24 protein-coding genes are annotated in these 22,940 nt (G+C 63.7%); 4 read left to right on the forward strand and 20 right to left on the reverse strand.

Features of this window, described 5'->3' with window-relative positions; translation table 11 throughout:
• Window positions 1-46: 46 nt before the first annotated feature.
• Both MLG87_RS08700 and MLG87_RS08705 read right to left on the reverse strand, forming a co-directional pair.
• Window positions 47-235, reverse strand: a complete 189-nt coding sequence (locus tag MLG87_RS08700) for a hypothetical protein (RefSeq protein WP_243286983.1) — start codon at window positions 233-235, stop codon at window positions 47-49.
• Window positions 236-386: 151 nt separating this feature from the next.
• Complete coding sequence (locus tag MLG87_RS08705; RefSeq protein WP_243294799.1) at window positions 387-1,217, reverse strand: class I SAM-dependent methyltransferase; 831 nt, start codon at window positions 1,215-1,217, stop codon at window positions 387-389.
• Between the two features lie 153 nt (window positions 1,218-1,370).
• Here MLG87_RS08705 and MLG87_RS08710 point away from each other — a divergent pair, with 153 nt between their 5' ends.
• Complete coding sequence (locus tag MLG87_RS08710) at window positions 1,371-1,730, forward strand: hypothetical protein (protein WP_243294800.1); 360 nt, start codon at window positions 1,371-1,373, stop codon at window positions 1,728-1,730.
• A 97-nt stretch (window positions 1,731-1,827) separates the two neighbouring features.
• Here the strand turns inward: MLG87_RS08710 and MLG87_RS08715 are convergent, their stop codons facing one another.
• The 11 genes from MLG87_RS08715 to MLG87_RS08765 all read right to left on the reverse strand — a co-directional run bounded on the left by MLG87_RS08715 (window position 1,828) and on the right by MLG87_RS08765 (window position 11,025).
• Window positions 1,828-2,343, reverse strand: coding sequence for a hypothetical protein (locus MLG87_RS08715; RefSeq protein ID WP_243294801.1), 516 nt, complete (start codon window positions 2,341-2,343; stop codon window positions 1,828-1,830).
• Between the two features lie 143 nt (window positions 2,344-2,486).
• A complete protein-coding gene (locus MLG87_RS08720; RefSeq protein WP_243294802.1) occupies window positions 2,487-2,930 on the reverse strand; it encodes a GNAT family N-acetyltransferase in 444 nt (147 codons plus the stop codon).
• A 48-nt stretch (window positions 2,931-2,978) separates the two neighbouring features.
• Entirely contained in the window at window positions 2,979-3,554 is a 576-nt protein-coding gene (locus MLG87_RS08725) for a hypothetical protein (protein ID WP_243294803.1), read from the reverse strand.
• 285 nt (window positions 3,555-3,839) lie between these two features.
• Window positions 3,840-4,394 (reverse strand): styrene oxide isomerase, encoded by a 555-nt coding sequence (locus MLG87_RS08730; RefSeq protein ID WP_243294804.1) that lies wholly within the window; start codon window positions 4,392-4,394, stop codon window positions 3,840-3,842.
• Window positions 4,395-4,766: 372 nt separating this feature from the next.
• Entirely contained in the window at window positions 4,767-5,684 is a 918-nt protein-coding gene (locus MLG87_RS08735; protein WP_243294805.1) for an alpha/beta fold hydrolase, read from the reverse strand.
• A 156-nt stretch (window positions 5,685-5,840) separates the two neighbouring features.
• Window positions 5,841-6,095, reverse strand: a complete 255-nt coding sequence (locus tag MLG87_RS08740; RefSeq protein WP_243294806.1) for a hypothetical protein — start codon at window positions 6,093-6,095, stop codon at window positions 5,841-5,843.
• Between the two features lie 157 nt (window positions 6,096-6,252).
• Complete coding sequence (locus MLG87_RS08745; protein ID WP_243294807.1) at window positions 6,253-6,831, reverse strand: P-loop nucleotide/nucleoside kinase family protein; 579 nt, start codon at window positions 6,829-6,831, stop codon at window positions 6,253-6,255.
• 215 nt (window positions 6,832-7,046) lie between these two features.
• The gene (locus MLG87_RS08750) at window positions 7,047-7,901 is read right to left on the reverse strand and encodes an alpha/beta fold hydrolase (protein ID WP_243294808.1); all 855 of its coding nucleotides are present in this window, start codon (window positions 7,899-7,901) and stop codon (window positions 7,047-7,049) included.
• 167 nt (window positions 7,902-8,068) lie between these two features.
• The gene (locus MLG87_RS08755; protein ID WP_243294809.1) at window positions 8,069-8,470 is read right to left on the reverse strand and encodes a hypothetical protein; all 402 of its coding nucleotides are present in this window, start codon (window positions 8,468-8,470) and stop codon (window positions 8,069-8,071) included.
• Between the two features lie 555 nt (window positions 8,471-9,025).
• Window positions 9,026-9,715 (reverse strand): hypothetical protein, encoded by a 690-nt coding sequence (locus tag MLG87_RS08760; protein WP_243294810.1) that lies wholly within the window; start codon window positions 9,713-9,715, stop codon window positions 9,026-9,028.
• Window positions 9,716-10,158: 443 nt separating this feature from the next.
• A complete protein-coding gene (locus MLG87_RS08765) occupies window positions 10,159-11,025 on the reverse strand; it encodes a hypothetical protein (RefSeq protein ID WP_243294811.1) in 867 nt (288 codons plus the stop codon).
• Window positions 11,026-11,844: 819 nt separating this feature from the next.
• Between MLG87_RS08765 and MLG87_RS08770 the strand changes: the two genes are divergently transcribed.
• From MLG87_RS08770 to MLG87_RS08780, 3 genes are all read left to right on the forward strand, one after another.
• Window positions 11,845-12,858, forward strand: coding sequence for an integron integrase (locus MLG87_RS08770; protein ID WP_243294812.1), 1,014 nt, complete (start codon window positions 11,845-11,847; stop codon window positions 12,856-12,858).
• A gap of 104 nt (window positions 12,859-12,962) precedes the next feature.
• Window positions 12,963-13,334 carry a metallopeptidase family protein gene (locus tag MLG87_RS08775; RefSeq protein WP_243294813.1) on the forward strand — a complete coding sequence of 124 codons (372 nt, stop codon included), beginning with the start codon at window positions 12,963-12,965 and terminating at the stop codon, window positions 13,332-13,334.
• A 164-nt stretch (window positions 13,335-13,498) separates the two neighbouring features.
• A complete protein-coding gene (locus MLG87_RS08780; protein WP_243294814.1) occupies window positions 13,499-14,401 on the forward strand; it encodes an acyltransferase in 903 nt (300 codons plus the stop codon).
• 71 nt (window positions 14,402-14,472) lie between these two features.
• On the opposite strand, the gene serC is transcribed toward MLG87_RS08780, so the two are convergent.
• The 7 genes from serC to MLG87_RS08825 all read right to left on the reverse strand — a co-directional run bounded on the left by serC (window position 14,473) and on the right by MLG87_RS08825 (window position 22,871).
• Window positions 14,473-15,573, reverse strand: coding sequence for a 3-phosphoserine/phosphohydroxythreonine transaminase (serC, locus tag MLG87_RS08785; RefSeq protein WP_243294815.1), 1,101 nt, complete (start codon window positions 15,571-15,573; stop codon window positions 14,473-14,475).
• Window positions 15,574-15,696: 123 nt separating this feature from the next.
• Window positions 15,697-16,569, reverse strand: a complete 873-nt coding sequence (locus MLG87_RS08790) for an NAD(P)-dependent oxidoreductase (RefSeq protein ID WP_243294816.1) — start codon at window positions 16,567-16,569, stop codon at window positions 15,697-15,699.
• Window positions 16,570-16,581: 12 nt separating this feature from the next.
• Window positions 16,582-17,823, reverse strand: a complete 1,242-nt coding sequence (locus MLG87_RS08795) for a DUF1015 domain-containing protein (RefSeq protein ID WP_243294817.1) — start codon at window positions 17,821-17,823, stop codon at window positions 16,582-16,584.
• Between the two features lie 132 nt (window positions 17,824-17,955).
• Window positions 17,956-18,711 (reverse strand): response regulator, encoded by a 756-nt coding sequence (locus MLG87_RS16105; RefSeq protein ID WP_279341187.1) that lies wholly within the window; start codon window positions 18,709-18,711, stop codon window positions 17,956-17,958.
• A 22-nt stretch (window positions 18,712-18,733) separates the two neighbouring features.
• Window positions 18,734-20,008 carry a glycoside hydrolase family 113 gene (locus tag MLG87_RS08815; RefSeq protein ID WP_243294818.1) on the reverse strand — a complete coding sequence of 425 codons (1,275 nt, stop codon included), beginning with the start codon at window positions 20,006-20,008 and terminating at the stop codon, window positions 18,734-18,736.
• A gap of 121 nt (window positions 20,009-20,129) precedes the next feature.
• Window positions 20,130-21,374, reverse strand: a complete 1,245-nt coding sequence (locus MLG87_RS08820) for a hemolysin family protein (RefSeq protein WP_243294819.1) — start codon at window positions 21,372-21,374, stop codon at window positions 20,130-20,132.
• A 33-nt stretch (window positions 21,375-21,407) separates the two neighbouring features.
• Window positions 21,408-22,871: a heparan-alpha-glucosaminide N-acetyltransferase domain-containing protein gene (locus tag MLG87_RS08825; protein ID WP_243294820.1), complete on the reverse strand. Its 1,464-nt coding sequence runs from the start codon at window positions 22,869-22,871 to the stop codon at window positions 21,408-21,410.
• Window positions 22,872-22,940: the final 69 nt, after the last annotated feature.

Genomic DNA, 22,940 nt, shown 5'->3' on the forward strand with positions numbered 1-22,940 from the left:
ATGCCGTCCGTGGTCGATCTGCGATCCATCTGCGATCCATCTGCGGTCAATCCGCGCGGCTCTCCCGGTAGAGCATGGTCGCCAGGGCTCCGCAGAACAGGAACGCCGCCAGGCTCATCCAGGAAGGGATGAGGGCCCGGCCGATCTGGACCTCCAGTCCGAGAATCACCCGCACCAGGTGGGCCAGGGCGACGATCCCGAGAAAGGCCGTGGCGAGGAAGGAAGCAGGTTTCATGGGCACCTCCGCATGATTCCGGCGCCAGGTCCAGGATCAGGTTCCGGGGACGGGCCCGCCACCTTCCAACCCTCCTCTCCAGGCGGGGCGGAAGCGGGAATTCGGCGGTCATGAATGCCGCGAGCTCTTCCTGGCCGGCCGCGGGCCGACGTCAACCGGATCCCGCCTCGGGGGCCGCCCGGTCGGCCACGGTGGCCCGGACGGCCCAGGCCCGGGCCGGCAGCGCGATGGCGCCGTGTGCGTCCAGGGGGAGGCGCGCCCGCAGGCCCTGGCGCAGGCGCTCCCGTGCAGGGGGCTCCAACGAGAGGACATAGGCCGGAGCCGGCCCTTGGCCCCCCAGGAAGGGCTGCCAGCAATCGTCGAAGCTCGTGAAGGGCGTGATGATGTCGAGCGGGCTCACGGCGATGTCCTCCAGCCCGGCCGTGGCGAAGAGGCGTTCCAGGGCCTCCGGACGACACAGCGGAAACCGTGTCCCCTCGTCCAGTGCGGCGGCGCCTGGATCCAGCTCGACCGCCACATCCCAGAAGCGTCGCAGGAATTCCATCTTCCCGGCGTAGTCCCACACGTAGCCGCCGAGGGTGCCCCCGGGACCTGCCACCCGCGCCATCTCGCCGAGGGCGGCCGTCGAGTCCGGCACGAAATTCAGGACGAGCCCGGAAACCACCACGTCCACCGAAGCGTCGCCAAGGGGGATGGCCCCGGCCGAGCCGTGGTGGAGGGTGGCTCGGCCTGCGAGGCGCCCCCTCGCCGCCTCCAAGAAGCCCTCCGAGGGTTCGACGCCTGCGACAGAGGCGGGCGAGCAGCAGTCGAGGATCGCCGAGCACAGGGCCCCGGTTCCGCAGCCCACATCCAGCCACCTGCGGCCTGGGGGGAGGTCCATCCAGGCGAGAAACAGCGGGGCCACCCGGCGGCTCCATCGCCCCACGTACCGTTCGTAGGCGTCGCCTCGTTCCCAGGGATCGGAGCCTGGCTCCTGCGTCATCGTCTGAGTCTCCCCTGCAGGATGGGCGTCATGACTGATGAAGATAGGCCCGTTCGCGGTTCGCGCAGGTCGGAAACCTCGGCATCTGGCTCTTTGCGTCCGGAGTATGATCGTCCTTCTTCTCCGTCACGGGACAGACCGAGGAGGGTGGTCATGCTGCGCACCAGGGTGATCAGGGATCTGGACGAGATGCGCGGCCAGGCCTTCCCGCCGCCGTATACGCTCACGGAAACCCTCGAGACCACCGAGGCCCGCGGCGAGGCCTGGTGGGTCCTCGTCGCCTACGAGCGGCACGGCACCCAGGCAAGGTGGGTCGCCGTGTTTCCCGAGGCCGGGGAGGCCAGGTTCTTCACGGATGGCGATGAGCTGCGCGGGCGCTGGGACGCGGACCACGAGATCTTCATCCCGGACGATGGTTCGCCCCTGGATCTTCGGGGCAACCCCGTGTCCCTGGCGGCCATCGAGGAGGATGAAGAGGAAGAGGACGCCGAGGCCGAGGAAAGGCGGCGATAGGGGGCTCGAATTCCCTGGCGCCTCCCGCGGTCATGTCTCGTGGCCGTCGGGGCGTGGCTGGGCCCGCCCAGGCCAGCCGGGGCCCGCTAAGGCCGTGTCATCGGTCCGGCGTGACGACCATGACGATCTTGAGCACCCCGTGGCTTCCACCCTGGAAGAGGCTGTCGAACTCGTCCTTGGACATCACCAGGGTGGAGCTGTCGGACCTGTATTTCTTCTCCTTGGCCGAGATCTCCTGCTCCGTGAAGGCCGCCAGGGCCTGGCCGGAGCGGAGGACCGAATAGCGGAGGACCACCTTCCGGTCGAAGGAGGGGCGCACGTAGGCCGTGGACTGGATCCTCAGCTCCACCCGCTTGGCCTTGTCATTCACGGTTTTCCTCACCACGACCAGGGGAAGGGACACGTCGTCGCAGACGAATGTCCCCTGGTCCGTGAACGAGTACATGTCCCCGGGTTCCGCGACATGGAGCCTGTCCATCGGCAGCTCGAGCACCATCGGGGACGAGAACTCGCTCTGCCGCACATCAGCCACAGTTCCCTGCCGGGCGGCCACCTGCCCCATCAAGGGCAGGGCCAGCAGCATCACGCAGGCGCACTTGGTTTCCAGGCTCATGACGGCTCCATGTAGGGCGGAAGAAAAGACGCGCAGGAGCCCCGGGAGTGGAAAAGGGCAGCCACGGATATGCGGATCGCTGCTTCATTCTGCCCAGGCGGGAACGGATGCGGAAGGCTGTGCCGGGCCCTGGTTGGCCAGGGTCAGGCCCGCAGGCTCTTGTGGTAGACGTGCTGGCTCTTCTTGCGGAGGTAGCCGAGCGACTCGTAAAACCCATGAGACTCGGGACGCAGGACATTCGACCTGACACCGAGGCCCGTTCCCGACTGGTCCAGGACCCACTGTTCCGCGGCTTCGACCAGCGCCTTGCCGATCCCGGACCGCCGGGCCGTCCCGTCCACGACCAGGCCCACGATCTCGAACTTGGTTCCAGATTCAAGGGTGACGCGCCGCTCCGCGGCAAGCCAGCCGAGGAGGCCGCGGCCTTCGGGCGGTTCTGCCACGAGCACCAGATGAGACGGATTGGGCAGCAGCAAGGTCAACCGCCGGGCGATCTCCTCCCGCCCCGCGGGGTATCCGAGCGCGTCGGAGAGGCGCGCGATGTCAGCGGCATCGGACAGGTTGGCCGATCGGATCCGGTGGCTCATGGGCTGCCTGCCGAAAGAAGGGAGCGGGGGGTCGGATTGGCGCCGAGCTCAACGAAAGGAGCTGGCGGCCCGTTCATGTGTGCGGCTTCGTGAGGCCAGCACCGCACAGGTGCCGTTGAGGATGAACAGATACGCGACAAAGGTCGTATTTTCAAAGGTGTGGGTCTGGATCGACAGGAAGCTGATTCCGAAGCCGAACGCGCTGACTGCGTAGGCGACCCAACTCTCAGAATGGGGATGGCGATACGACTTGATGAGGGTCGGTATGCCCGCCAGCATGTCGGCCAACAGCGAGAACAGGATGGCCAGGTTCGGCTTGTCGGTCATGGCCCAGAGGGCGATGCCGATGATGGCCGCCGCCATCAGGTAGTAGTCGCGCGGTTCGGTTTTCCAATAGGCCTTCTTGTTGAAGAAAGAGGCAGCAACGATCAGCAGGGGCGTGAACCCGGCGGCAAACGACGCCCACGACAACCCCTTCACGCCCTGCGCCCTTTGCGCCACAAAAATGATCATCGGGAAGATTCCCCAAAGCAGCCACGTGATGCGGTTGGGCTGGGTTCTGCCGACGATGGTTTCGTACAAGTAATAGAAGCCGCCGAGCGAGCCGATGATGGCACCGATCATGGCGAAGGATCCGGGAAGCATGGGTGGCCTAACCATTGGCACCACTCGGGCCCGCCTGCGCCGAAGCGACAAGCGGAGCCGAGGAGGCGAGGGGCTGGGAGCGCGCGGAAGACAAGGTCGGAGAGGTCCGGATAGAGCGAGAGGCAGGCGTGCCGCTGCCTTATCCTACTCAACATCCTCGAAGGTGCCTGGGTGAGCTGGCTCGAAGGCGCGGCCAATACGCCGCCCGTATGTCGCAGGTTCGTCGCCCCGGCGGCAGCTCGAACGGCTGCGCGAAAAGCGCCATCACGGCTTGGCGAGCGGCCTCGTCCGTGCAGAGTGCCTGTTAGCCGCCGAGGCGGAACCCGTCGCTGGAGTCTTCGTCAGGGCCGCCGGGGGCCCGAGCTGCACGAGAGGGCAGATGCTGGAACTAAGCCTGGGGCTGGGCGTTTCTTCGAAGGCCCCACAGGACAAGAACCGAGCAGGTGACGATGGCCAGCGCCACGCTTCCGAAGCCCAGCGTGACAAGGCCTCTTGCCAGAGCCCGCTGCGGTGGCCCATGGCCGCGATGGGGGTCATGGCCGCCGTGCCGAAGATCGCTGCCAGGGTGGTGACTGCCCAATTGGCATAGGTGCCATACAGCGCGGCCCAGTACGCCGCGGCTGCGAGCCCAGGGGAAAGCCTGACCTCATGCCAGATCGCACCCAGGACGACGAGGAAGGTTCCATTCATCACCCCTTCCAGGTGCGCAGCAAGCCCCATGCGCGGGTTGGTGAACTTCTGATCCACAAACCCGGTGAGAAGGCCAAGCAAGAACAAGAACATTCCGTTCCATGGAAATCGACGCTTGGCATCCACCATTCCTTCCTCCTTTGTGAAAGTTGAAACGGAACATGATGGGCGGTCAGCGGTGAAAGCCAACCGGCTCCGCCCCGCACCGGGACGGTGAGCGGAGGCGCAGAGCCAAGGAAGCGGGACGTTGAGAAAGGGCGGAAGGCCATGCGGGCGAGGCCGAGTTGAGCTGCGGGTTGGGCAGTCGCCTGGACCGAGCTGATGGCAACGCCATCACAGTACGGGTGTTTATGGACGCTGGTTGCTGTGTCCGGTGAGCCGCGTGTGGAGCCAACGAGCGTCATTGGTACGACCTCGGCAGGCCGCGTGGCGAGTTCGGCTCGAATAAGTGGTTGGGTGCATCCGAGCGCGGGCAAAGGAAGGAGGATGGGCCGGCGGCGCTCACTTGGCTGTCGGCGCGTCGAGAAACCCGCCGATCATGGACGCCAGCCACCTGGTGCGCGACGTCACTTGCATGTGATCGGTGCCAGGGAGCACGGCCAGTTGTGCGTGCGGAAGGAGCCGAAACGTCTCCACGGCATGTTCCGGGCGGATGACGTCAGCATCGCCGACCACCACGAGCGTCGGCGCGATGATGCTGCGGATGGCATCGGCCGGGATGTCCTTGAAATCGCGCATGCGTTGAACAGCCTTGTCATGCATCATCCGCAGGTTCTCGGGCTGAGGCGCGACCTTGAGGTAATCCCTCTGCAGGTCTTGCGGCATGTTCTCTAATGTGGCATTGGACATCGCATCCCAGAGCCATGGGTAGGCCCCATCGCGTTTGACGAGGGCCGATGCCACCACCAGCTTGCGTACGGCTCTCGGATGCCTGATCGCCACCTGCAGCGCGATGGTGCCGCCGTTGCTGTATCCGAACAGGTCCGCTTTCTCGATGTGCAGGTACTCCAGCAATGCCGCCGTGTCGTCCGCGGACTGCTCGAAGCTGAACGGCCGGCCGGCGGTGTCCGCCGTGTGTCCATAGCCCTGCTGCTCGAAGGCGATGATCTGTCGCTCGCCCGCCAGAGCAGGCAGAATCTGGCCAAACGATGTCTGGATGGTGTCGCCTCCGCCATGCAGAAGCACGAGCGGTGGTCGCGTGGGGTTCGGGACGCCGTGGATCTCGAAATAGATTTGCAGGCCGTTGACGGGAGCGAAACCTTTGCGGACGGTTTGTTTGTTCTGATTCTTTCCAGGTTGCTCCGAGTGTTGCGCTGCCGCTTGCGTGATGGTGCCCAAGGTGAGGAAGGAGGCCGCTGCGGCCAGAGGCAAGAGAACTGTGGCAATGCGCTTGTTCGTGATTCGAGTGAAGTTTCCCATCAGACTCTCCGGTTAGCGGATGGACGCCTCCGGGTGATCTTGCCCGGCTAGCTCCCCGCCTCGCCTAGGTAGTCGAACGAGGAGGCGTCAATTCGACATTGCCTGGGGCTGATGGGCCTGACGATTGGATCCGAGTCGAGCGCAAGGCGCGGCCGATCATCGGAACAGAGTGGTTTTGATGATGTAGAGCACGAAACCGGCAAATCCAACAACAAGCCAGAAACGAGCGGAGAAGAGAAACGAGCCCTGACCGTGCTGGAAGGTCGTATAGCGGCTGCTTGGTTGGCCCAGTGCCGGACCGCCGAGAATGCTCATCCAAGAGGGAGTGCCGATCGTTGGTGGAGGCTGAGTTGAATCGTCCCTCAGGGTGACGAGTTTCTCCTCTTGAACCATGGTGCTCTTGCGTTTCATCCCCTCAGGGTCGAGTTGATACGGGTCGGTCATCGGGTGGCCCAAGGAAAAAAGCTGGCCCGCCCCCGATTGCGCCGAGGCGCTGAACGGAGCCGGGGAAGCGGGACGTCGGGAGGGAGCGGAAGGCCATGCAGGCGGGTCCGAGTTGAGCTGAGGGTCAGATGGCGTCGTTGGAGCGAGTGCCCTCGGCTGATGCGAAGGCTTCATTCACCTGCCTGGCCAGCGATGCGACGTCCACCGGCCCCGAGGTGTCGACGCGGATAACCACGCCATGTCCGACCGGGCAGTCGTATTCCATGAGCAGGTCCTCTGACAATTCGCGAAGCGGGTGCGCCGCGTGCGCGCCGGCCGCGCGAATGGCGAATCGCCGCGCGGTCTCCACCGCCCCGCAGTCGCAGAACACCTCGACGACCTCTGCCGTGAGGGCACGGAGCCGATTCCTCTCATAGGAACTGTGCGGCCGGAAGTTGGCCTCGAGCACCGCGGCAGGCGCGAACTCGGCGAGCTTCCAGAGCAATTCCATCGCCGCCCCACCCATTTGTCGGGAGAAGGCGAGATCATCGCTTGGGCCTTCGAGCACATCAACAAGCGTCTCCTTGATGAAGTCCTTCGAGAAGAGCGGCAAGCCCAAGGCCGCCGCCAGCGGCACGGCGAGGGTTGTCTTGCCGGCGCCCGGCGCGCCGGAAACGATCACAAGCCGCCGACGCGAGGGTCTGGCGAAGTTCTTGATCGGCATAGGGTGTGTGTGATCCATGAGGGTGCGAGGGGCACCTAGCGAATGAAGCTAAGCGGCCCCGCCTGCACCGAGGCGTTAGACGGAGCCGAGGATGCGGGATGCTGAGAGAGAGCGGAAGGCAATGCAGGCGGGGTCCGAGTTGAGCTGAGGGTTAGGCTGCGAGATGGAATCTAGGTGGATATCTGGACCAAGTGGTTTGAGGTACGGGACTTCTCTTATGGCTTTGGTTGCTTGGCGTCGAGAAAGTCATTCACCATCGGGACGATGACGGACATGCGCTGCATCAGCGTCACGTGCGTCGTGGCGGGCAAGATGGCCAATCGTGAGGCGGGGAGCGGCTTGATGTCGCCGTGGATCCCGCCGCCTTTCATGCGAAACATTTCTGCGACGTGCTCGAGCCGTACACCATCCGAGTCGCCGTGGATGAAGAACATCGGCGCTGTGGTGGCCTTCAGCTGATTGTCGCCAATGTCGCGCCCTTTCGAATCCATGGCGAGGACCCGCTTGACGAACTTCGGGAAATCGTCCGGATTCGGGTTCAGCCTCTTGTACTCGACTTCAATGGGCGAGCCTTTAAAGACATCCGCTGTGAGTGTCGCGAGGGCGTCCTGCCCTTCCTTGACCGCGCCGTCCCGGCGGAGCATCGACGAAATGACGACAACCTTTCGCACTTTGTCCGGATGGCGAATCGCACACTGCATGGCCACGCCGCCGCCCATGCTGTACCCGAGGAGGTCCGCGCGTGGGATTTTCAGGTAATCGAGCAGCGCCGCCACATCGTCGGCGAGGTTCTCGGAGGTGATGTCGCGTGGGATGTCCGCCGTGCGCCCATGGCCTTGCATCTCAACGGCGATCACTTTCCGGGTTTTGGAGAGCTCGTCGATCCACCCGGGCCAGTTGTTGGTGATCGTCATGAACGCGCCGTGGAGCAGGACCACCGGATCGCCGCTCCCGTGGATCACGTAGTACATCTTGAGTCCGTTCACCGGGGCGTAACCCGTCGCGGGTTGATGCTGCGCGACTAAGGCAGCTGGCAGAAGCATCGTCAGGAGAAAAGCCGTCGTCTTCATGTCGGACCTTTCCTTTTGGTGAGGTTGAACACGCCGCGCAGCCTAACGGAAGGAGCTAACCGGACCCGCCTGCACCGAGGCGCTGAGCGGAGCCGAGGTAGCGAGACGAAGAGAAAGAGCGGAAGGCAATGCAGGCGGGGTCCGAGTTGAGCTGAGGGTTAGGGCGATCAACCCTGATTCTCGGGCCACCAACGAAGTTCGGTGATGCCTTGGGACTTGGCGAGAACCCGTTCAAGCGCCGCCGCAAGTTTTTCGACTGCTGCGGTGGTATCTATCTTTCGAAAGAGTCTCCGCACGAACGGTTTCGAAGGCTCGATGAAGCAAAGAAACCCATTTTCAAACTCCTCGTAGTTGCCACAACCGATCCACAGAGGAAACGCATCATTATGGATAGGAATCGCCCAACCCCAGTCTTCGGAGTAGATTTCACCAACGGCAAAACCTTCATTGGCCAAAGAAGAGTGGAGAAACTCGGCTAGGCGCTTGCCATACCGACCAGGATTGATGTCCTCTTCCTCGCCCGGGTATGCGGGGAAGTCCGGCGACTTGAACTCAATGTGGGTACGCACTGGAGGGAGCCCTAACGAATGAAGCTAACCGGCCCCGCCTGCACCGAGGCGCTGAACGGAGGCGCCACAACGGAGCGGTGCCTGGGCGTTTGGGCGTTGCACCAGGACCTTCTTCGATGATTGGAACCGATTCTTTGAGAACGGAATCGCTTGATGGATCCCGAACGATCGAGAATTGGGACATTCCAGGAAGAGCAGCCAGCCAACGGCCGAACTCACCCTCAGGGATCGAAACAGATACGCGAACGAATTCCGGATCTGAATTAGGCTCCAATGATGCCTGAAGCAAAATATCGGTGGAACAAACTCCATTCATAGGGACCTGGAACCAATGAATGGCGACGGCCTTTCCCTTGATAGTTGTAGCTTCCGGTTCTCCACAGAAGCCTGCCAAACAAGTAAGGGCAGCGAGGCTGAAGAACAGACGTTTCATGGGCGCCTAACGAATGAAGCTAACCGGCCACGCCTGCACCGAGGCGCTGAGCGGAGCCGAGGAAGCAGGGGGTTGAGAGAGAGCGAAAGGCAATGCAGGCGGGGTCCGAGTTGAGCGGAAGGTTAGGCACCGCCGCGAATGATCTCAAATTCGGGAGTTCCATATGAGCCGAAGAGAATGTCTTCATCAATATCCTCTTCGGGACCAATAACATTGTAGGTATTGAATCCAAGATCTTTTGATAGTTCGGCGATTCTCTGAACTAGCACGGGATCAAGACGCTGCGCTATTGCGACATTTCGCCCTGGAGGGGGGTCATCGGAACCAAAAATTGAAACACCGACTACTCCGAGTTCAGCAAGACGGGATTGGATTTCAGCCTTATCTGGAAGGTGCAAATTAATGCCTATTCGGAGCATGTTGATAGGAAGGTTGGAACCATCGATGCGTTTTAGTTGAAGGGTGCCTTTACTTTCCAATGAGGCCAGATGTTGTCTTAATTCTGCGACTGATAAATCTGTTTTTGGGAGTTTCATCATCTGGTTCGTTTTACTGTTGAGATAAGTTGCGTAGTAAGAGTCTTCCTGTAGCTCTGGTCGAAAGCGGGTCTGAAGCAAAAACACCGCAACTAGGAATAATGGGACATTTGCGATGGCCGCTATTACTAAGGCACCGGAATGCCAGGAATCGATTGGTAGGCTGACAGCAGCAAATAGAAAACAACTATCGATTGCTAATAAGCCAGCAAGCCAAGCGCCAAGGAGCTGAATCGGCTTTGTTATTTTCTCCGGTTTAACTGGCTGCTCATTCATAAAATCTCCTGAGGCGCCTAACGAATGAAGCTAACCGGACCCGCCTGCACCGAAGCGCTGAACGGAGCCGAGGAAGCGAGAAATTGAGAGAGAGCGGAAGACAATGCAGGCGGGGTCCGAGTTGAGCTAAGGGTTAGGCGGATCACTAGAACAAGAATGAGCCAGGCAATGCCAATAAAACGGATTACGAGTGGTTTTGGGACCCGAAGCTCATCCCCGTGAAACGACCTGTAGAACCGGATCACGCTGTTTGGAAGCAGCACCCACCAAAGGCCGAAAAGCCCCGCAAACGCGAACCCCAAATAGTCTGAAGGTTTCATGGGAGGCCTAACGAATGAAGCTAACCGGACCCGCCTGCGCCGAGGCGACGAGCGGAGCCGAGGAAGCAGGAAGTTGAGAGAGAGCGAAAGGCAATGCAGGCGGGGTCCGAGTTGAGCGGAGGGTTAGGCGCGTGCCAAATGGCGAAGTGTCTGAATGGCCTTTGACGAAAGATTGTTTTCGGAATCTAACAAACCGAATTCTCGCATTTCAGCGATAAACGATTGATGAAATGTGGGAATTGATTTCTTAAATTTATTTCGAATAATTACTGAAGGAGCTCCAGCGGTTAATTCATGTTCAAGAACTTTCATAACACGCGTTTTCATGTAGGTGATTACGCGTCTAGGTACATCTGGAAGGAGAGCATGGGCATTCGCCATCTCGGCATCATTTCGGATTGATTCATTGGATGAGAGTCTTTCCTGCAGAAATGCGAGTTGTGCCCTCGCTTGCACTAGTTCACTATCTTTGTCGTGAAGTTGGCTAATAATCAATTCCTTTTCTGTTTCTTGTAAAGCGGCCTTTTCGGCGAGGTCACGAATTAATGCATCACGTTCATTTTCTTTCTTTTTGACCTCTTCTTCTTCAGCTTTAATGTCCTGAGTTGCGTGTTTTATGTCATTTTGTGAGAAACTCTCGACCCTATCTCTAAGCCCAGAATATCCTTCATCTAAATGTCGTAATCTTTCACCAAAACCCGCTTCAATACGACCAAGAATTTCTGATATTTTTGTTGTAAATTTATATGTATTGTCATAAAAAATATTACTGGTATCGGTAGCCTTGAAATAGAAGGCGACTGACAATGAAATAGCGAATATGGCTAATATAAGTGATAAAAGATCGGTCATTTTAAAATCTGGCAGATTGATGTTGAAGGATGCTCTTAAAATTCGCCAAGCTATCACTATTGACAGAAGAGAAATAATTCCAATTTTAAACCAACTTTCTCGGTTCCGAATCCGATCCTCAATACACTCTTGATCCATGTGTGCTCCTTAATGGTCTAAGACCAGACGCCTAACGAATGAAGGTAACCGGCCCCGCCTGCACCGAGGCGCTGAACGGAGCCGAGAAAGCGGGACGTTGAGAGAGAGCGGAAGACAATGCAGGCGGGGTCCGAGTTGAGCGGAGGGTTAGGCTCACCGAGTGTGGCCCTTTGGTGCTGACTTTGAGTGCTGATATGCCTCTAGGATACGGAGAAACCCTGCTTCGCCGACCATGTACGAAAAGATTGGTCGCATGGTAAGGACCTCAGCCCTAGAAAACCATCGAGGCATGTCCTGTAGCGCCTCGGGTGATTCGGGGATGTGTTCGTAGAAACAAGAACAAACGATTGTCCCAAGGTCATCATTCGCCGACTTACCTTCAGGCTGACAGCAGCACCAGTCGGCAAAGGCGTAGATTCGTTGAATCAAGTCTTCGTTTCGTGGGGTTTTGTAGGCTTTGCTGAAAGCCTCGGTGAGGACAAACCAAAGTGAATAAGGGCTGTCGACTTGATCAAACCGGTCAACCAGGTCAGGGAACCTGGTGAATGCCTCTATTCCCCAGTGGAATTCAAGCATTGTGGGCGAGCCTAACTTTAAATTGGACGACGGGGGGTGAGTGGTTGGGAGTTCGCCTAGTCCTGGGGGTGGGCTGGGCGGGAGGGGGCGTGCTTGGGGGAATGGGCGAACTGGGTGGAGGGGGTTGTTTGGCGAAAAAAAAGCGATAGATTTGGATGACACTTGGGGTTCTGGGGGAGAGACTGGGCAAGGGTAGCGCAATCGTTAGCGCAATAGGCGGACTGGAACGATCGGGTGGGGATCATGCTTGAGGGAAATAGGCAGACGGGTGCGGGGCGGATCGAGGGGGTGGCGGGGCAGCCGCCGCGGCTCCTGGACCAGCTGCGGGAGCGCCTGAGGATTCGGCACTACAGCCTCCGGACAGAGGATGCCTATGTGGACTGGGCGCGGCGCTTCATCCTCTTCCATGGCAAGCGACACCCGAGGGAGATGGGGGCAGGGGAGGTCCAGGCCTTCCTGAGCCATCTGGCGGTGGATCGGCGGGTGTCCCCCTCGACGCAGAACCAGGCCAAGGCGGCCCTGCTCTTCCTCTATCGGGATCTGCTGGCGGTGGATCTTCCCTGGCTGTCCGAGGTGGTGCAGGCCAAACGCCAGCCGCGGCTCCCCGTGGTGCTCACGCCCGGGGAGGTGCGTGCCCTGTTCGACCAGATGGAGGGCGGGATGGCCCTGGTGGCGCAGGTGCTGTACGGCACGGGCATGCGGCTGATGGAGGGACTGCGCCTCCGGGTGAAGGATGTGGAGTTCGAACGGCGGGAGATCGTGGTGCGGGACGGGAAGGGGGGCAAGGATCGGGTGACCGTGCTGCCGGACCGCTTGGCCGAGCCTCTCCAGGCGCACCTGGAGCGTGCGCGGGCGCTGCACGTCCGGGACCTGGAAGAGGGCTTCGGGGAGGCCCCCCTGCCGGACGCCCTGGGGGTCAAGGGCCCGCATGCGGCGCGGGCCTGGGGCTGGCAGTGGGTCTTCCCGTCGGTCCAGCGCTCGGCGGATCCTCGCTCGGGCGTCATCCGGCGCCACCACCTCCACCCTGAGAGCGTCCAGAAGGCCGTGCGGCTGGCGGCCCGGGCCGCGGAGCTGGTGAAGCCCGTCACGCCGCACGTACTGCGCCACAGCTTCGCGACCCACCTGCTGGCCGCGGGCCACGACATCCGGACGGTGCAGGAGCTGCTGGGGCACAAGGACGTGGCCACGACGATGATCTACACCCACGTGCTCAACCGCGGCGGCCGCGGCGTGGCGAGCCCGCTGGACGGGTTGTGATTTTTTGCCACAGATGAACACGGATGGGCCCAGGCCCCTCACCCGTGTTCATCTGTGTTCATCCGTGGCTGACCTCTCTTTTCCGGAAGGAGTAGCCTCGTCCCATGCACATGTCCGACCGGGCGTTCCGCAGGCTGGTGGACGAGGCGATGACCCTCGTCCCGGAGGAGTTCCGGCCCTACCTGGAGGGCGTGGCGGTGGTCCTTGAGGACTGGGCGCCGGATGCGCTGCTGGATGACCTGGGTGTGCCGGAGGACGAGACGCTCTACGGGCTCTACTCGGGCCGGGCCCTGACGGAGGGACCGGCGCAGTCCGGCGACCTGCCGCCGCGCATCACCATCTACCGGGGACCCCTCCTGGAGGACTGCCGGGACGAGGACGACCTGCGGCGGGAGATCGTCACCACCGTCATCCACGAGATCGCGCACCACTTCGGCATCGGCGAGGACCGGCTGGAGGAGCTGGGCTGGGGCTGAGGGGCATCTCTGCGCGCTCTGCGTTCCTCTTTTCTCGCTTTCAATGACCTAAATCACTGAAAACGGTGGCGAAAAAAAGCCTGGGTCCCGCCCTTGGGCTGACGCCTCGCCGGGCTTCCTGGAATCGTGGGGAGGTCCGGTAAACTGGAAGGTCGGAGTTCGGAATGCTCAAGCGTCTGTGGTCCACCTTCAAGGGCAGCGTGGCCGGCTCCATGCTGGTGGCCAATGTCCTGGCCATCTTCTCTGGCATGATCCCCGTGGCCCTGGTGAAGCTGGCCCTGCCTTTCGGGGCGGTCCGCCGGGGCACGGACCGGCTGCTGAACGGCATGGCCGAGGGCTGGATCGCCGTGAACGGGTGGTGGATGGCCCTGGTGCACCGCATTCGCTGGGATGTGAAGGGCCACGAGGGCCTGCGGCGCAAGGGCTGGTACCTGGTGAGCAGCAACCACCAGAGCTGGGTGGACATCCTGGTGCTGCAGAAGGTCTTCCACCGCAAGGTGCCCTTCCTGAAGTTCTTCCTCAAGCGCCAGCTGCTCTACGTGCCGGTCATGGGCCTGGCCTGGTGGGCCCTGGACTTCCCCTTCATGCGCCGCCGCAGCGGCAGCCGCTCGAAGGACCTGGCCACGGCACGGAAGGCCTGTGAGAAGTTCCGCCAGATCCCCACCTCGGTGATGAACTTCCTGGAGGGCACGCGGTTCAACCGGGCCAAGCACGCGGCCCAGGGCTCGCCCTACCGGCACCTGCTCAAGCCCAAGACCGGCGGCCTGGCCACGGCCCTCAGCGCCATGGGCGAGCGCTTCGACGCCCTGCTGGACGTCACCATCGTCTACCCCGAGGGCGTGCCCAGCTTCTGGGACTTCCTCTCGGGCAAGGTGAGGCAGGTGGTGGTGCGGGTGCGGGAGCTGGAGATTCCGAAGGATCTGCTGGGCGGCGACTACGAAGGCGATCCCGCTTTCCGCGCCCGCATGCAGGCCTGGCTGCACGAGATCTGGGAGGAGAAGGACCGGAAGATCGAGGAGATCGTGCTGGGCCTACGATTAGGCGCGCCGGAAAGCCCGAGGCCCTGACCACGCTTTCTCCTAGGCATGAAAAGGGGCGCCGGAAACGGCGCCCCTTTTCATGCCATGAGAACGGCTGACTACCCGTTCACCTTCACGAACTGCTCCATGAAGTCCACGAGGGTCTTCACGTTGTCGACGGTGACGGCGTTGTAGGTGCTGACGCGGATGCCGCCGATGTCGCGGTAGCCCTTGAGGCCCACCATGCCGGCCTTCTTGGCCTCCTTCACGAACTGGTCGTCCAGCTCGGGCGTGGGCAGGAAGAAGTCCACGTTCATGACGCTGCGATGGGCCTTCTCGGTGACGAAGCCCTTGTAGAAGCCGCTGTGCTTGTCGATGCAGCCGTAGAGCAGCTCGGCCTTCTTCTTGTTGCTGGCCTCGATGGCCTTCAGGCCGCCGATGCTCTTGTTGTAGGCCAGCACGTTGCGCAGGATGTAGATGCCGAAGGTGGGCGGGGTGTTGTAGAGCGAGTTCTTCTCGGCGTGGATCTTGTAGCGCAGGTAGCTGGGCAGGTCCTGGGCCTCGCACATCTCGAGGAAATCCTCGCGGATGATGGTGAGGGTCACGCCGCTGGGGCCGAGGTTCTTCTGGGCGCCGCCGTAGATGAGGCCGAAGGGGCTCACGTCGAACGGGCGCCACATGATGTCGCTGCTCATGTCGCAGATGTAGGGCACGTTCCCGACCTTGGGGAACTCGTGCCACTGGGTGCCCTCCACGGTGTTGTTGGAGGTGAAGTGAACGAAGGCGCTGTCGGGGCCGACCTTGATCTCGTCGGCGAAGGGCAGGCGGCTGTACTTCAGCTCCTTGGTGCTGGCGGCCACGCGGACGTTGTCGCCGCCCACGAGCTTGGCCTCCTTGGTGGCCTTCTCCGCCCAATTGCCGGTGTTGATGTAGTCGGCCTTGCGGCCGCCGCGCAGCAGGTTCAGGGGGATCATGCCGAAGCTGAGGTGGGCGCCGCCCTGGAGCAGCAGCACCTTGTAGTTGCTGGGCAGGCCCATCAGCTCCTTCGTGAGGGCAATGGCCTCCTCGTGCACCGCGTCGTACTCCTTCGACCGGTGGCTGACCTCCATGACGGACATGCCGGTGCCGGCGAAGTCCAGCAGCTCTTCCTGCGCGCGTTCCAGCGCGGGCAGGGGGAGCCCCGCGGGGCCGGCGTAGAAGTTGATCACGCGATGGGTCATCGAAACCTCCGAATGAATGAAACCGCGAAAAACGCCAAATGACGCGAAATGAAAAGGTCAAAAACAGGTGAAGCGAACAGCCGGAAGATCTCTTTTTAGCGCCTTTTCGCGTGTTTCGCGGTTTCAGGCTTTGAAGTCAGTCAGGATGGCCACGACTTCGTCGCCGATGCGGCCGAGGTTCTCCTTGGAGCTGGCGCCGAGGTGGGGGGCCATGAAGACATTGGGGGCGTGGAGCAGGGGGCAGTCCGCCGGCGGCGGATCGCTGGGCCACACGTCCGTTCCGTAGGCGCGGACCTTGCCGCTGTGCAGGGCGGCGGCCAGATCGGCATCCACGATGCACTTGCCGCGGCCGGTGTTGATGAGGATGACGCCATCCTTCACCTTGGCCAGGAAGGCAGCGTTCACCATCCCCCGGGTCTCGTCGGTGAGGGGCAGGTGCAGGCTGATGACATCGGCCTTGGCGGCCAGCTCGTCCAGGCTCACCAGCTTCGCGATGGGGTGCTCCTTGAGGTAGGGATCGTAGGCGATCACCTCCATGCCGAAGGCCTGGGCGCGCTTGGCCACCTCGGTGGCGATGTTGCCGGCGCCGACGAGGCCCAGGGTCTTCCTGAAGAGCTCGGTGCGCTTCAGCTCGCTCTTGAGGAACTTGCCATCCTTCATGGAGGTGTGGGCCTCGATGAGGCGCGCGGGGATGGCCACCATGAAGGCCATGGCCATCTCCGCCACGGCCACGCTGCTGGCCCTGGGCGTGTTCATGGCCTTGACGCCCTTCTCGGCGCAGAGCTTCTTGTCCACGTTGTCCATGCCCACGCCGCCGCGGATGACGAGCTTGAGCGCGGGGGCCTTGGCCAGGAGGTCGGCGTCCACCTTGGTCTTGGAACGGACGAGCAGGACGTTGGCCTGCCCGAGGGTGGCCATGTCGGAACTGACGGTGCCGAAGGCGGCGAGGCGCTCCGGCAGCTTGGCGTCAAAGGCGTCGGCGATGAGGGTGTGCATGCGAATCTCCGTTCAGCCTTCGTACATCCGGACCAGCAGCCCGGAGCGCAGCTTGGGTTCGAACCAGGTGGACTTGGGCGGCATGACCTCGCCAGCGTCGGCCACGGACATGAGCTGGTCGAGGGAGGTGGGGTAGAGGGAGAAGGCCACGGCGTAGCCTTCCTTCACGCGGCGTTCCAGCTCGTCCATGCCGCGGATGCCGCCCACGAAGTCGATGCGGGTGTTGGTGCGGGGATCGTCGATGGCAAGGATGGGGCCCAGCAGGTTCTCCTGGAGGATGCTGACATCCAGGCCGCGGACGGGATCGCTGGCGGGGTAGGTGCCGGGCTTGGCCTTCAGCTCGTACCAGGCGCCGCCCAGATACATGCCGAAGGTGGTGGGGGCCTTGGGGCTGCGGTGAGCGGCGGGGGCCACGTCGAACGTCTCGCGCACCTTGGCCAGGAAGGCCTCCTGGCTGAGGCCGTTGAGGTCCTTCACCACGCGGTTGTAGTCCATGATCTTGAGCTGGTCGTGGGGGAAGACCACGGCCATGAAGCTCTCGAAGGGCTCGTCGCCCGTGGCGGCGGATCCGGCGGCGGCGCGGCGGGCCTGGCCGTAGCGGATGGCGGCGGCGGTGCGGTGGTGGCCATCGGCGATGTAGAGGGCGGGCACGCCGTTGAAGAGGTTCACCAGCTCGCAGATCACAGGCTCGCCGGTGACGACCCACACGGTGTGGCCGATGCCGTCGGGCGTGACCACGTCGTAGACCGGCGGCAGCTTCCGGATGTCATTGACGATGTGATCGATGTAGGGGACGGCCTTGTAGGTGAGGAAGACGGGCTCGGCGTTGGCGTTCTGCTCGGTGACGTGCCGGGTGCGGTCGTCCTCCTTGTCCTTGCGGGTGAACTCGTGGCGCTTGATGGTGCCGTTCTCGTACTCCTGCACGGAGCAGAGGCCCACCAGGCCGGCCTGCACATGGTCGCCCATGCGCTGCTGGTAGACGTAGAGGCTGGGCAGGCCCTCGTGCATGAGGGTGCCCTTCTCGATCATGGCCATGAGGTTGGCCACGCCCTTGGCGTAGACCTCGTCCGAGTGGACGTCCGTGCCCGCGGGCAGGTCGATCTCGGGGCGGCCCACGTGGAGGAAGGAGTGCGGGTTCCCCTTCGCCAGCTCAACGGCCTCCTGGGTGTTCACCACGTCGTAGGGCACGGCGGCCACCTGGGCGGCGAGCTCGGGCCGGGGGCGGTAGGCGCGGAAGGGCTTCAGCTGGGACATGGACACCTGCCTGGGAAGGGGGCCCCTCGGGGCCGCACACGCGCCATTATTCCCCGGCGGGTGCCCTTTGGAGACCCCCCATCGCGGGTTTTGACGAAAGTCCCATACCTGCGCCCCGGGAGGCGCGAACTGTCAAATTCCGGGGCGGCCCGCAGACGGGTCCGGATCGCCCTCGGGTCCCAGGGAATCGCTGATCAGGGCCACGTTCAGGAGAAGCTCGGTGAGGGGGGTGTCGATGGTCCGCTCCACCCGGCAGGTCTCCACGAACTCGATGTCCGGGCGGTCCCAGGTGAGGATCTCGTAGACCGCGGGGAAGCCGCTCTGGTCGCGGTAGGCGGCGTGGATCACCTCGCCGCGCTTCAGGTAGAGGAGCCCCATGCCGGCCTGGGACCTGACTGTGAGGGTGCAGGACTTCTGCTCCCAGGCCAGGAGCTGGAGGATGCTGCTGAGGGTGAGGCCCCGGATCACGCCCACGGGCTCGGCCTGGACCGCGGTGCGGATCACCTCCATGAGGTGCCCCAGGCGGAGCGGCTTGGAGAGGATGCGGACGGCCCCCAGGTCCAGGGGGGTGTTCAGGTGCTGGCCCTCGTCCAGGCCGGTCATGACGATGACGGGGATCTGGGGGTAGAGGCGGCCCACCTTGGTGATGAGGTTGAAGCCGTCCATGACGGGCATGTCGAGGTCGGTGACCAGCACGTGGACCGCCTCCTGGCGGAGCACTTCCAGGGCCTCCTGGCCGTTCGAGGCCGCGAGGATCCGGAAGCCCTGGAGGCCCTTCAGCCCCGCCCGGTAGAGGCTGAGGGTGGCCCGGTCGTCCTCCACGACGAGCAGGGTGCGCCCGGGGGCGTCGAGGTCGGGACGGTGGCGGGATTGGGCGGCTGGGTTCATGGCACCTGCCTCCAGGATACCGTCACCGGGCCTCTCCCTTGGGAATTTTACGCGCCGGCGTGGGCTCCTTGGCGAGGATGGCCAGGGCCTCGGCGGCGTCCACGGGGTGCCGGGCCTCCCAGTCCAGGACCCAGGGGGGCAGCTCGGCGTCCTCGTAGTCCCGCACCTTGCGGTGCCAGCTCACGAGGGACTGCACCATGGCCTCGTGGAGGTTCTCGGCCTTGGGCGGGATGTGGCCCTCCCAGATGGGCTCCTTGAAGTACTTCCGCAGGGTGGCCTCGACGGGCTTGCCCCACACGGCATAGGTGCGGTCCAGGGGGCCGCCGATGGGCTTCTGGGCGAGGTTCTCCCCGTAGAGGTAGTAGAACACCGCGTCGCCGTCGCTCCAGTGCCGGAGCACGCCAAAGGCGCCCTTGAGCAGCTCGTTCTGGAGGGCCAGGTCCACGGGCTTGTCCGTGCGGAAGTCCCAGGGGCCCACGTGGGCATGGGCCACGCTGGGGTAGCCCACCTCGGTGATCATCACCGGCTTGGGGCCCTTCGCGTCGGCGAAGCGGGCCGAGAGCGTGCGGGCCTTGTAGACGATCCACCACCAGGCGTCGCGGATCTGCTCCGGCGTGGGGTACTCGTCGTACTTGGCGATGGGGTCGTAGGTGTTGATGCCGATGACATCCAGGCAGTCGCCGAAGGTGAAGCTGTCATGGCTGTCGAAGTTCACGCTGTAGACCAGCTTGCCCTTGAAGACCTTGCGCACCTCGGCGGCCAGGGCCCGCCAGCGTTCGGGAAAGGCGTGGGTGGAGGCCATCTCGGTGCCGAGGCTGTACCACTCCACGCCGCCCTCCTGGGCGAGGGCCGCCAGGCGCACGTTGAAGTCCGTGTAGTTCCTCCACCACAGGTCCCAGTCGGAGGGCTCGATGTTGCCGCGCCACCAGTCGGCGTTGTCCGCCTCGTCCCGCAGGTTGATGGTGGGGAAGAACATCATGCGCAGGCCCCGGACCTTCGCCTCGTGGAAGGTGCGGCGCAGGCTCTCTTCCGTGGGGCTGGAGGTGGGATGGCGCCGGATCTCGTTGCTGTGGCCCGTGTCCATGCGGTAGATGGCCTGGAGGCTCACGCAGGTGGCGCCCGTGGCCGCGATGCGGTCCAGCTCCTCGTGGTAGTCGTAGTCCGGCACGCCGGCGTAGAGCCCCAGCACCATGCCCCGGGGCTGGGGCACCAGGGCCCGCCGCTGCATGCGGCGAACGAGCAGCAGGGTGACCGGCAGGCCGAGGATGGCCAGGAGGATGAGGATGCGACGGATCATGCAGACAGGCTCCAGGATTCAGCCTAACGGCTGAATCCTGGAGTAAGGAACTGCTTCGCAGTTCCTAGGCTTTTTTCCTATTCTCGCGGAGCGAAGCTCCGCGAGCCTGCCACGACGCGACCTAAGTCCGTTCCACCCGCACCTGCACGATCCGCGTCCCGTCCATCTTCAGCACCGTGAGGCGGGCGCCTTCGACATCCACGGCTTCCTGGGGGCGGGGTACGCGGCCCAGGCGGGCCAGGACGAGGCCGGCCAGGGTATCGAAGCCGTCCCGCTCCCAGGTGAGGCCCAGCCGCTGGGCTACGTCATCCACATGGGCCTGGCCCGAGACGACGTAGACGCCGGGGGCCTGCACCATCAGGCCGGCTGGGGCCTCGTGCTCGTCCTGGATCTCGCCGAAGACTTCCTCCAGCAGGTCCTCCATGGTGGCCAGGCCCGAGAGGCCGCCGAACTCGTCCACCACGATGGCCAGCTGGGTGCGGGTGCGCTGCATCTCGCGCAGGAGGTCCATCACAGGCTTGCTTTCGGGCACGAAGCGGGGGGGCTTGATGAGTGTGGCCAGGGGGGGCTGGTCGCCATCCGGAAGCTGGATGAGGTCCTTGAGCAGGAGCACGCCACGGATGTGGTCGATGCTGCCTTCATAGACGGGCAGCCGCGAGTGGCGGGTCCGCGTGAAGGTCTGCCAGGCCTCCTGGATGCTGGCCTCCAGGGGGACGGCGGCGATGCGCGTGCGCGGCGTCATCACCTCCCGCACGAGGGTGTCGCCGAAGGTCACGACGTTGCGGATGAGCTCCCGGTCGCCGGCTTCCAGGATGCCTTCGGCCTCGCCTTCCTCGAGGAGCGCGGTGACGGCCTCCTCCGTGGCGTCCTCGGGATCGGCGTCCTTCGCGCGCTCCTGGGAGCGCCGCTCGATGAACCGGGCCACGGGATCCACCAGGGGGGCCAGGAGGGGCTGGATGGGCGCGTAGAAGGGGAAGAGGCGGATCAGCCAGCGGCCCGGATCAGCGGAGGTGAGGAGGGCGGGCAGAGCCAGATCCATGCCCCAGAGGCCGGCCAGCACCAGGAGGCCCAGGGTCCAGCCGCCGCCGGGGAGGATGAACCGGAAGGGCCAGAGAAGGCCCAGCAGGATCAGGAAGAGGGCCTTGTTCCAGAACTCCAGACCCAGGCCCAGGGTCCGAGGCCGCTCCAGGAGCGCCGCCAGGTGCGGGTCGCGGATGGTGTCCTCCTCCAGGAGCCGGCGGCGCTGGAGGGAGGGCAGGGCGTGGAAGGCCGATTGCAGCGCCATGGTGGTTCCCCGGTAGAGGAGCACCGCCAGGGCGGCCAGAAGGAGCCAGGATGTGGGGGCGCTGCCGCCGGATTCAGCCATGATTGGATTGATTCTAACGGGTTTCCGTGGCCGCTATCGGCTTGCGCTGCGGGCCAGGATCTGCCGGGCCAGGTCGGCCTTGGCTTCGTCGCTGAGGTGGAGCCTCCGGCGCTCGGCCTCGCGGAAGTATTCCTCGGGATCCCGGCAAAGGCCGTCCGATGTGGGCGGCAGGCCCTTCCGGGCCCGGGCGGCGTTCAGGAAGCCGTAGGGCTCCTTGGCCAACTCGGGGCTCTGGAGGAAGTGGCGGAAGGTCCACCAGCCGCCCAGCACGAACCAGACACCCAGTACGGCCACGGCGCGGTGCTGGAGGCGGCGCATGAGGTCCGGCGCCTTCCGCACCTTCTGCCACCAGACACCCACGGCCAGGTTCAGGGCGATGATGAGGGCCGTCATGGACAGGGTGCCCGCCCAGCCCAGATCCCCCCAGCCCCAGCCCGTGAGTGCCACCACCGCGGGGGCCAGCAGGACGCTGAAGATCAGGTTGAGGTGCAGCATGTAGAGGAGCAGCGATTCGCGGCTGGCGGCGTCGATGGGGTTGGGGCCCTTCCAGCGGGGGCGGACGAGGTCCACGGCGCCCATCAGCGTCCCGCCCACCAGGATCCAGCCCAGGCGGGCGGCCACGCTGGGCAGGGTGGCGTTGGAGATGGTCCCCAGTTCCGCATAGGTGAAGGCCCCCGACTTGCTGTGGAGCATCCAGACACCGTTGTGCTGGAGCCAGGTGCCGCCCCAGAGCCAGGCGTGCTGGGCCGAGGCGCCCCAGGCCAGGAGGAGGGCGCCGAGAATGGCCAGCGCGGTGAGGAAGCGGGCCTCGCTCCAGCGGGCCTTCCCGTCCGTCTGCACCACCCGGAAGTGCCGGTAGAGTCCTCCCAGGAAGGCCCCGAAGGCCGGGAAGGCGAACCAGGGGAAGAGCGGGAACAGGGCCTGCACGCCCCGGTCGGGGTTGCCGTTGAAGAGTCCGCGGATGGGCAGCCACAGGCCGTCGGCCACGCCGGTGGCCCAGAGGGAAGGCGAGACCAGGGGCACGAAGATGGCGAGGGCCAGGGCCAGGGCCGTGAAGACCCGCGGGTTCCGCACCAGCCGCGCGAGGCCCTGGAGGATGAGCAGCGAGAACACGATGCACTGGAGCACGTCGACCTTGAAGAGTTCGCGGGCCTTCTGGGCGGTGTTGAGCACGGTCCAGTCGGCGGCCGTGATGCCCGGCGCGTGCAGGGCATAGGCGCAGAGGAGGATGAAGCCCAGGCGCCGGGCCGTGTCCGGCCAGAAGGGGCGCAGCGTTCCGTCCGTGCGGAAGGTGGAGATCACCAGGCTGTAGCCGGCGGCCAGGGTGAAGCTGGGCGCCACCAGGCCGTTCAGGTAGTTCAGCCAGTCCGGCCGCAGGCCGGCGTGCAGCCAGACGTTGACCGCATGGACCTCGATCATCACGATCACCGCCCAGCCCCGCAGCTGGTCGATCCAGTCGCAGCGCTTGGATGGGGTCAGGTCAGCCCAGATCGACATGGAATGCCTCGTGTGGAATCAAGAAAATCACACGCAGAGGTCGGGGAGGAAGCGGAGGTTCGCCGAGAA

The sequence above is a fragment of the Geothrix mesophila genome, from assembly GCF_022808835.1.
GTDB classification, from domain to species: domain Bacteria; phylum Acidobacteriota; class Holophagae; order Holophagales; family Holophagaceae; genus Geothrix; species Geothrix paludis.

Excerpts from the sequence above, each read along its gene's own strand:
- MLG87_RS08700 (WP_243286983.1), bottom strand. The coding sequence starts at position 235 with ATGAAACCTGCTTCCTTCCTCGCCACGGCCTTTCTCGGGATCGTCGCC.
- MLG87_RS08705 (WP_243294799.1), bottom strand. The coding sequence starts at position 1,217 with ATGACGCAGGAGCCAGGCTCCGATCCCTGGGAACGAGGCGACGCCTAC.
- MLG87_RS08710 (WP_243294800.1), top strand. The coding sequence starts at position 1,371 with ATGCTGCGCACCAGGGTGATCAGGGATCTGGACGAGATGCGCGGCCAG.
- MLG87_RS08715 (WP_243294801.1), bottom strand. The coding sequence starts at position 2,343 with ATGAGCCTGGAAACCAAGTGCGCCTGCGTGATGCTGCTGGCCCTGCCC.
- MLG87_RS08720 (WP_243294802.1), bottom strand. The coding sequence starts at position 2,930 with ATGAGCCACCGGATCCGATCGGCCAACCTGTCCGATGCCGCTGACATC.
- MLG87_RS08725 (WP_243294803.1), bottom strand. The coding sequence starts at position 3,554 with ATGATCGGTGCCATCATCGGCTCGCTCGGCGGCTTCTATTACTTGTAC.
- MLG87_RS08730 (WP_243294804.1), bottom strand. The coding sequence starts at position 4,394 with ATGGTGGATGCCAAGCGTCGATTTCCATGGAACGGAATGTTCTTGTTC.
- MLG87_RS08735 (WP_243294805.1), bottom strand. The coding sequence starts at position 5,684 with ATGGGAAACTTCACTCGAATCACGAACAAGCGCATTGCCACAGTTCTC.
- MLG87_RS08740 (WP_243294806.1), bottom strand. The coding sequence starts at position 6,095 with ATGAAACGCAAGAGCACCATGGTTCAAGAGGAGAAACTCGTCACCCTG.
- MLG87_RS08745 (WP_243294807.1), bottom strand. The coding sequence starts at position 6,831 with ATGCCGATCAAGAACTTCGCCAGACCCTCGCGTCGGCGGCTTGTGATC.
- MLG87_RS08750 (WP_243294808.1), bottom strand. The coding sequence starts at position 7,901 with ATGAAGACGACGGCTTTTCTCCTGACGATGCTTCTGCCAGCTGCCTTA.
- MLG87_RS08760 (WP_243294810.1), bottom strand. The coding sequence starts at position 9,715 with ATGAATGAGCAGCCAGTTAAACCGGAGAAAATAACAAAGCCGATTCAG.
- MLG87_RS08765 (WP_243294811.1), bottom strand. The coding sequence starts at position 11,025 with ATGGATCAAGAGTGTATTGAGGATCGGATTCGGAACCGAGAAAGTTGG.
- MLG87_RS08770 (WP_243294812.1), top strand. The coding sequence starts at position 11,845 with ATGCTTGAGGGAAATAGGCAGACGGGTGCGGGGCGGATCGAGGGGGTG.
- MLG87_RS08775 (WP_243294813.1), top strand. The coding sequence starts at position 12,963 with ATGCACATGTCCGACCGGGCGTTCCGCAGGCTGGTGGACGAGGCGATG.
- MLG87_RS08780 (WP_243294814.1), top strand. The coding sequence starts at position 13,499 with ATGCTCAAGCGTCTGTGGTCCACCTTCAAGGGCAGCGTGGCCGGCTCC.
- serC (WP_243294815.1), bottom strand. The coding sequence starts at position 15,573 with ATGACCCATCGCGTGATCAACTTCTACGCCGGCCCCGCGGGGCTCCCC.
- MLG87_RS08790 (WP_243294816.1), bottom strand. The coding sequence starts at position 16,569 with ATGCACACCCTCATCGCCGACGCCTTTGACGCCAAGCTGCCGGAGCGC.
- MLG87_RS08795 (WP_243294817.1), bottom strand. The coding sequence starts at position 17,823 with ATGTCCCAGCTGAAGCCCTTCCGCGCCTACCGCCCCCGGCCCGAGCTC.
- MLG87_RS16105 (WP_279341187.1), bottom strand. The coding sequence starts at position 18,711 with ATGAACCCAGCCGCCCAATCCCGCCACCGTCCCGACCTCGACGCCCCC.
- MLG87_RS08815 (WP_243294818.1), bottom strand. The coding sequence starts at position 20,008 with ATGATCCGTCGCATCCTCATCCTCCTGGCCATCCTCGGCCTGCCGGTC.
- MLG87_RS08820 (WP_243294819.1), bottom strand. The coding sequence starts at position 21,374 with ATGGCTGAATCCGGCGGCAGCGCCCCCACATCCTGGCTCCTTCTGGCC.
- MLG87_RS08825 (WP_243294820.1), bottom strand. The coding sequence starts at position 22,871 with ATGTCGATCTGGGCTGACCTGACCCCATCCAAGCGCTGCGACTGGATC.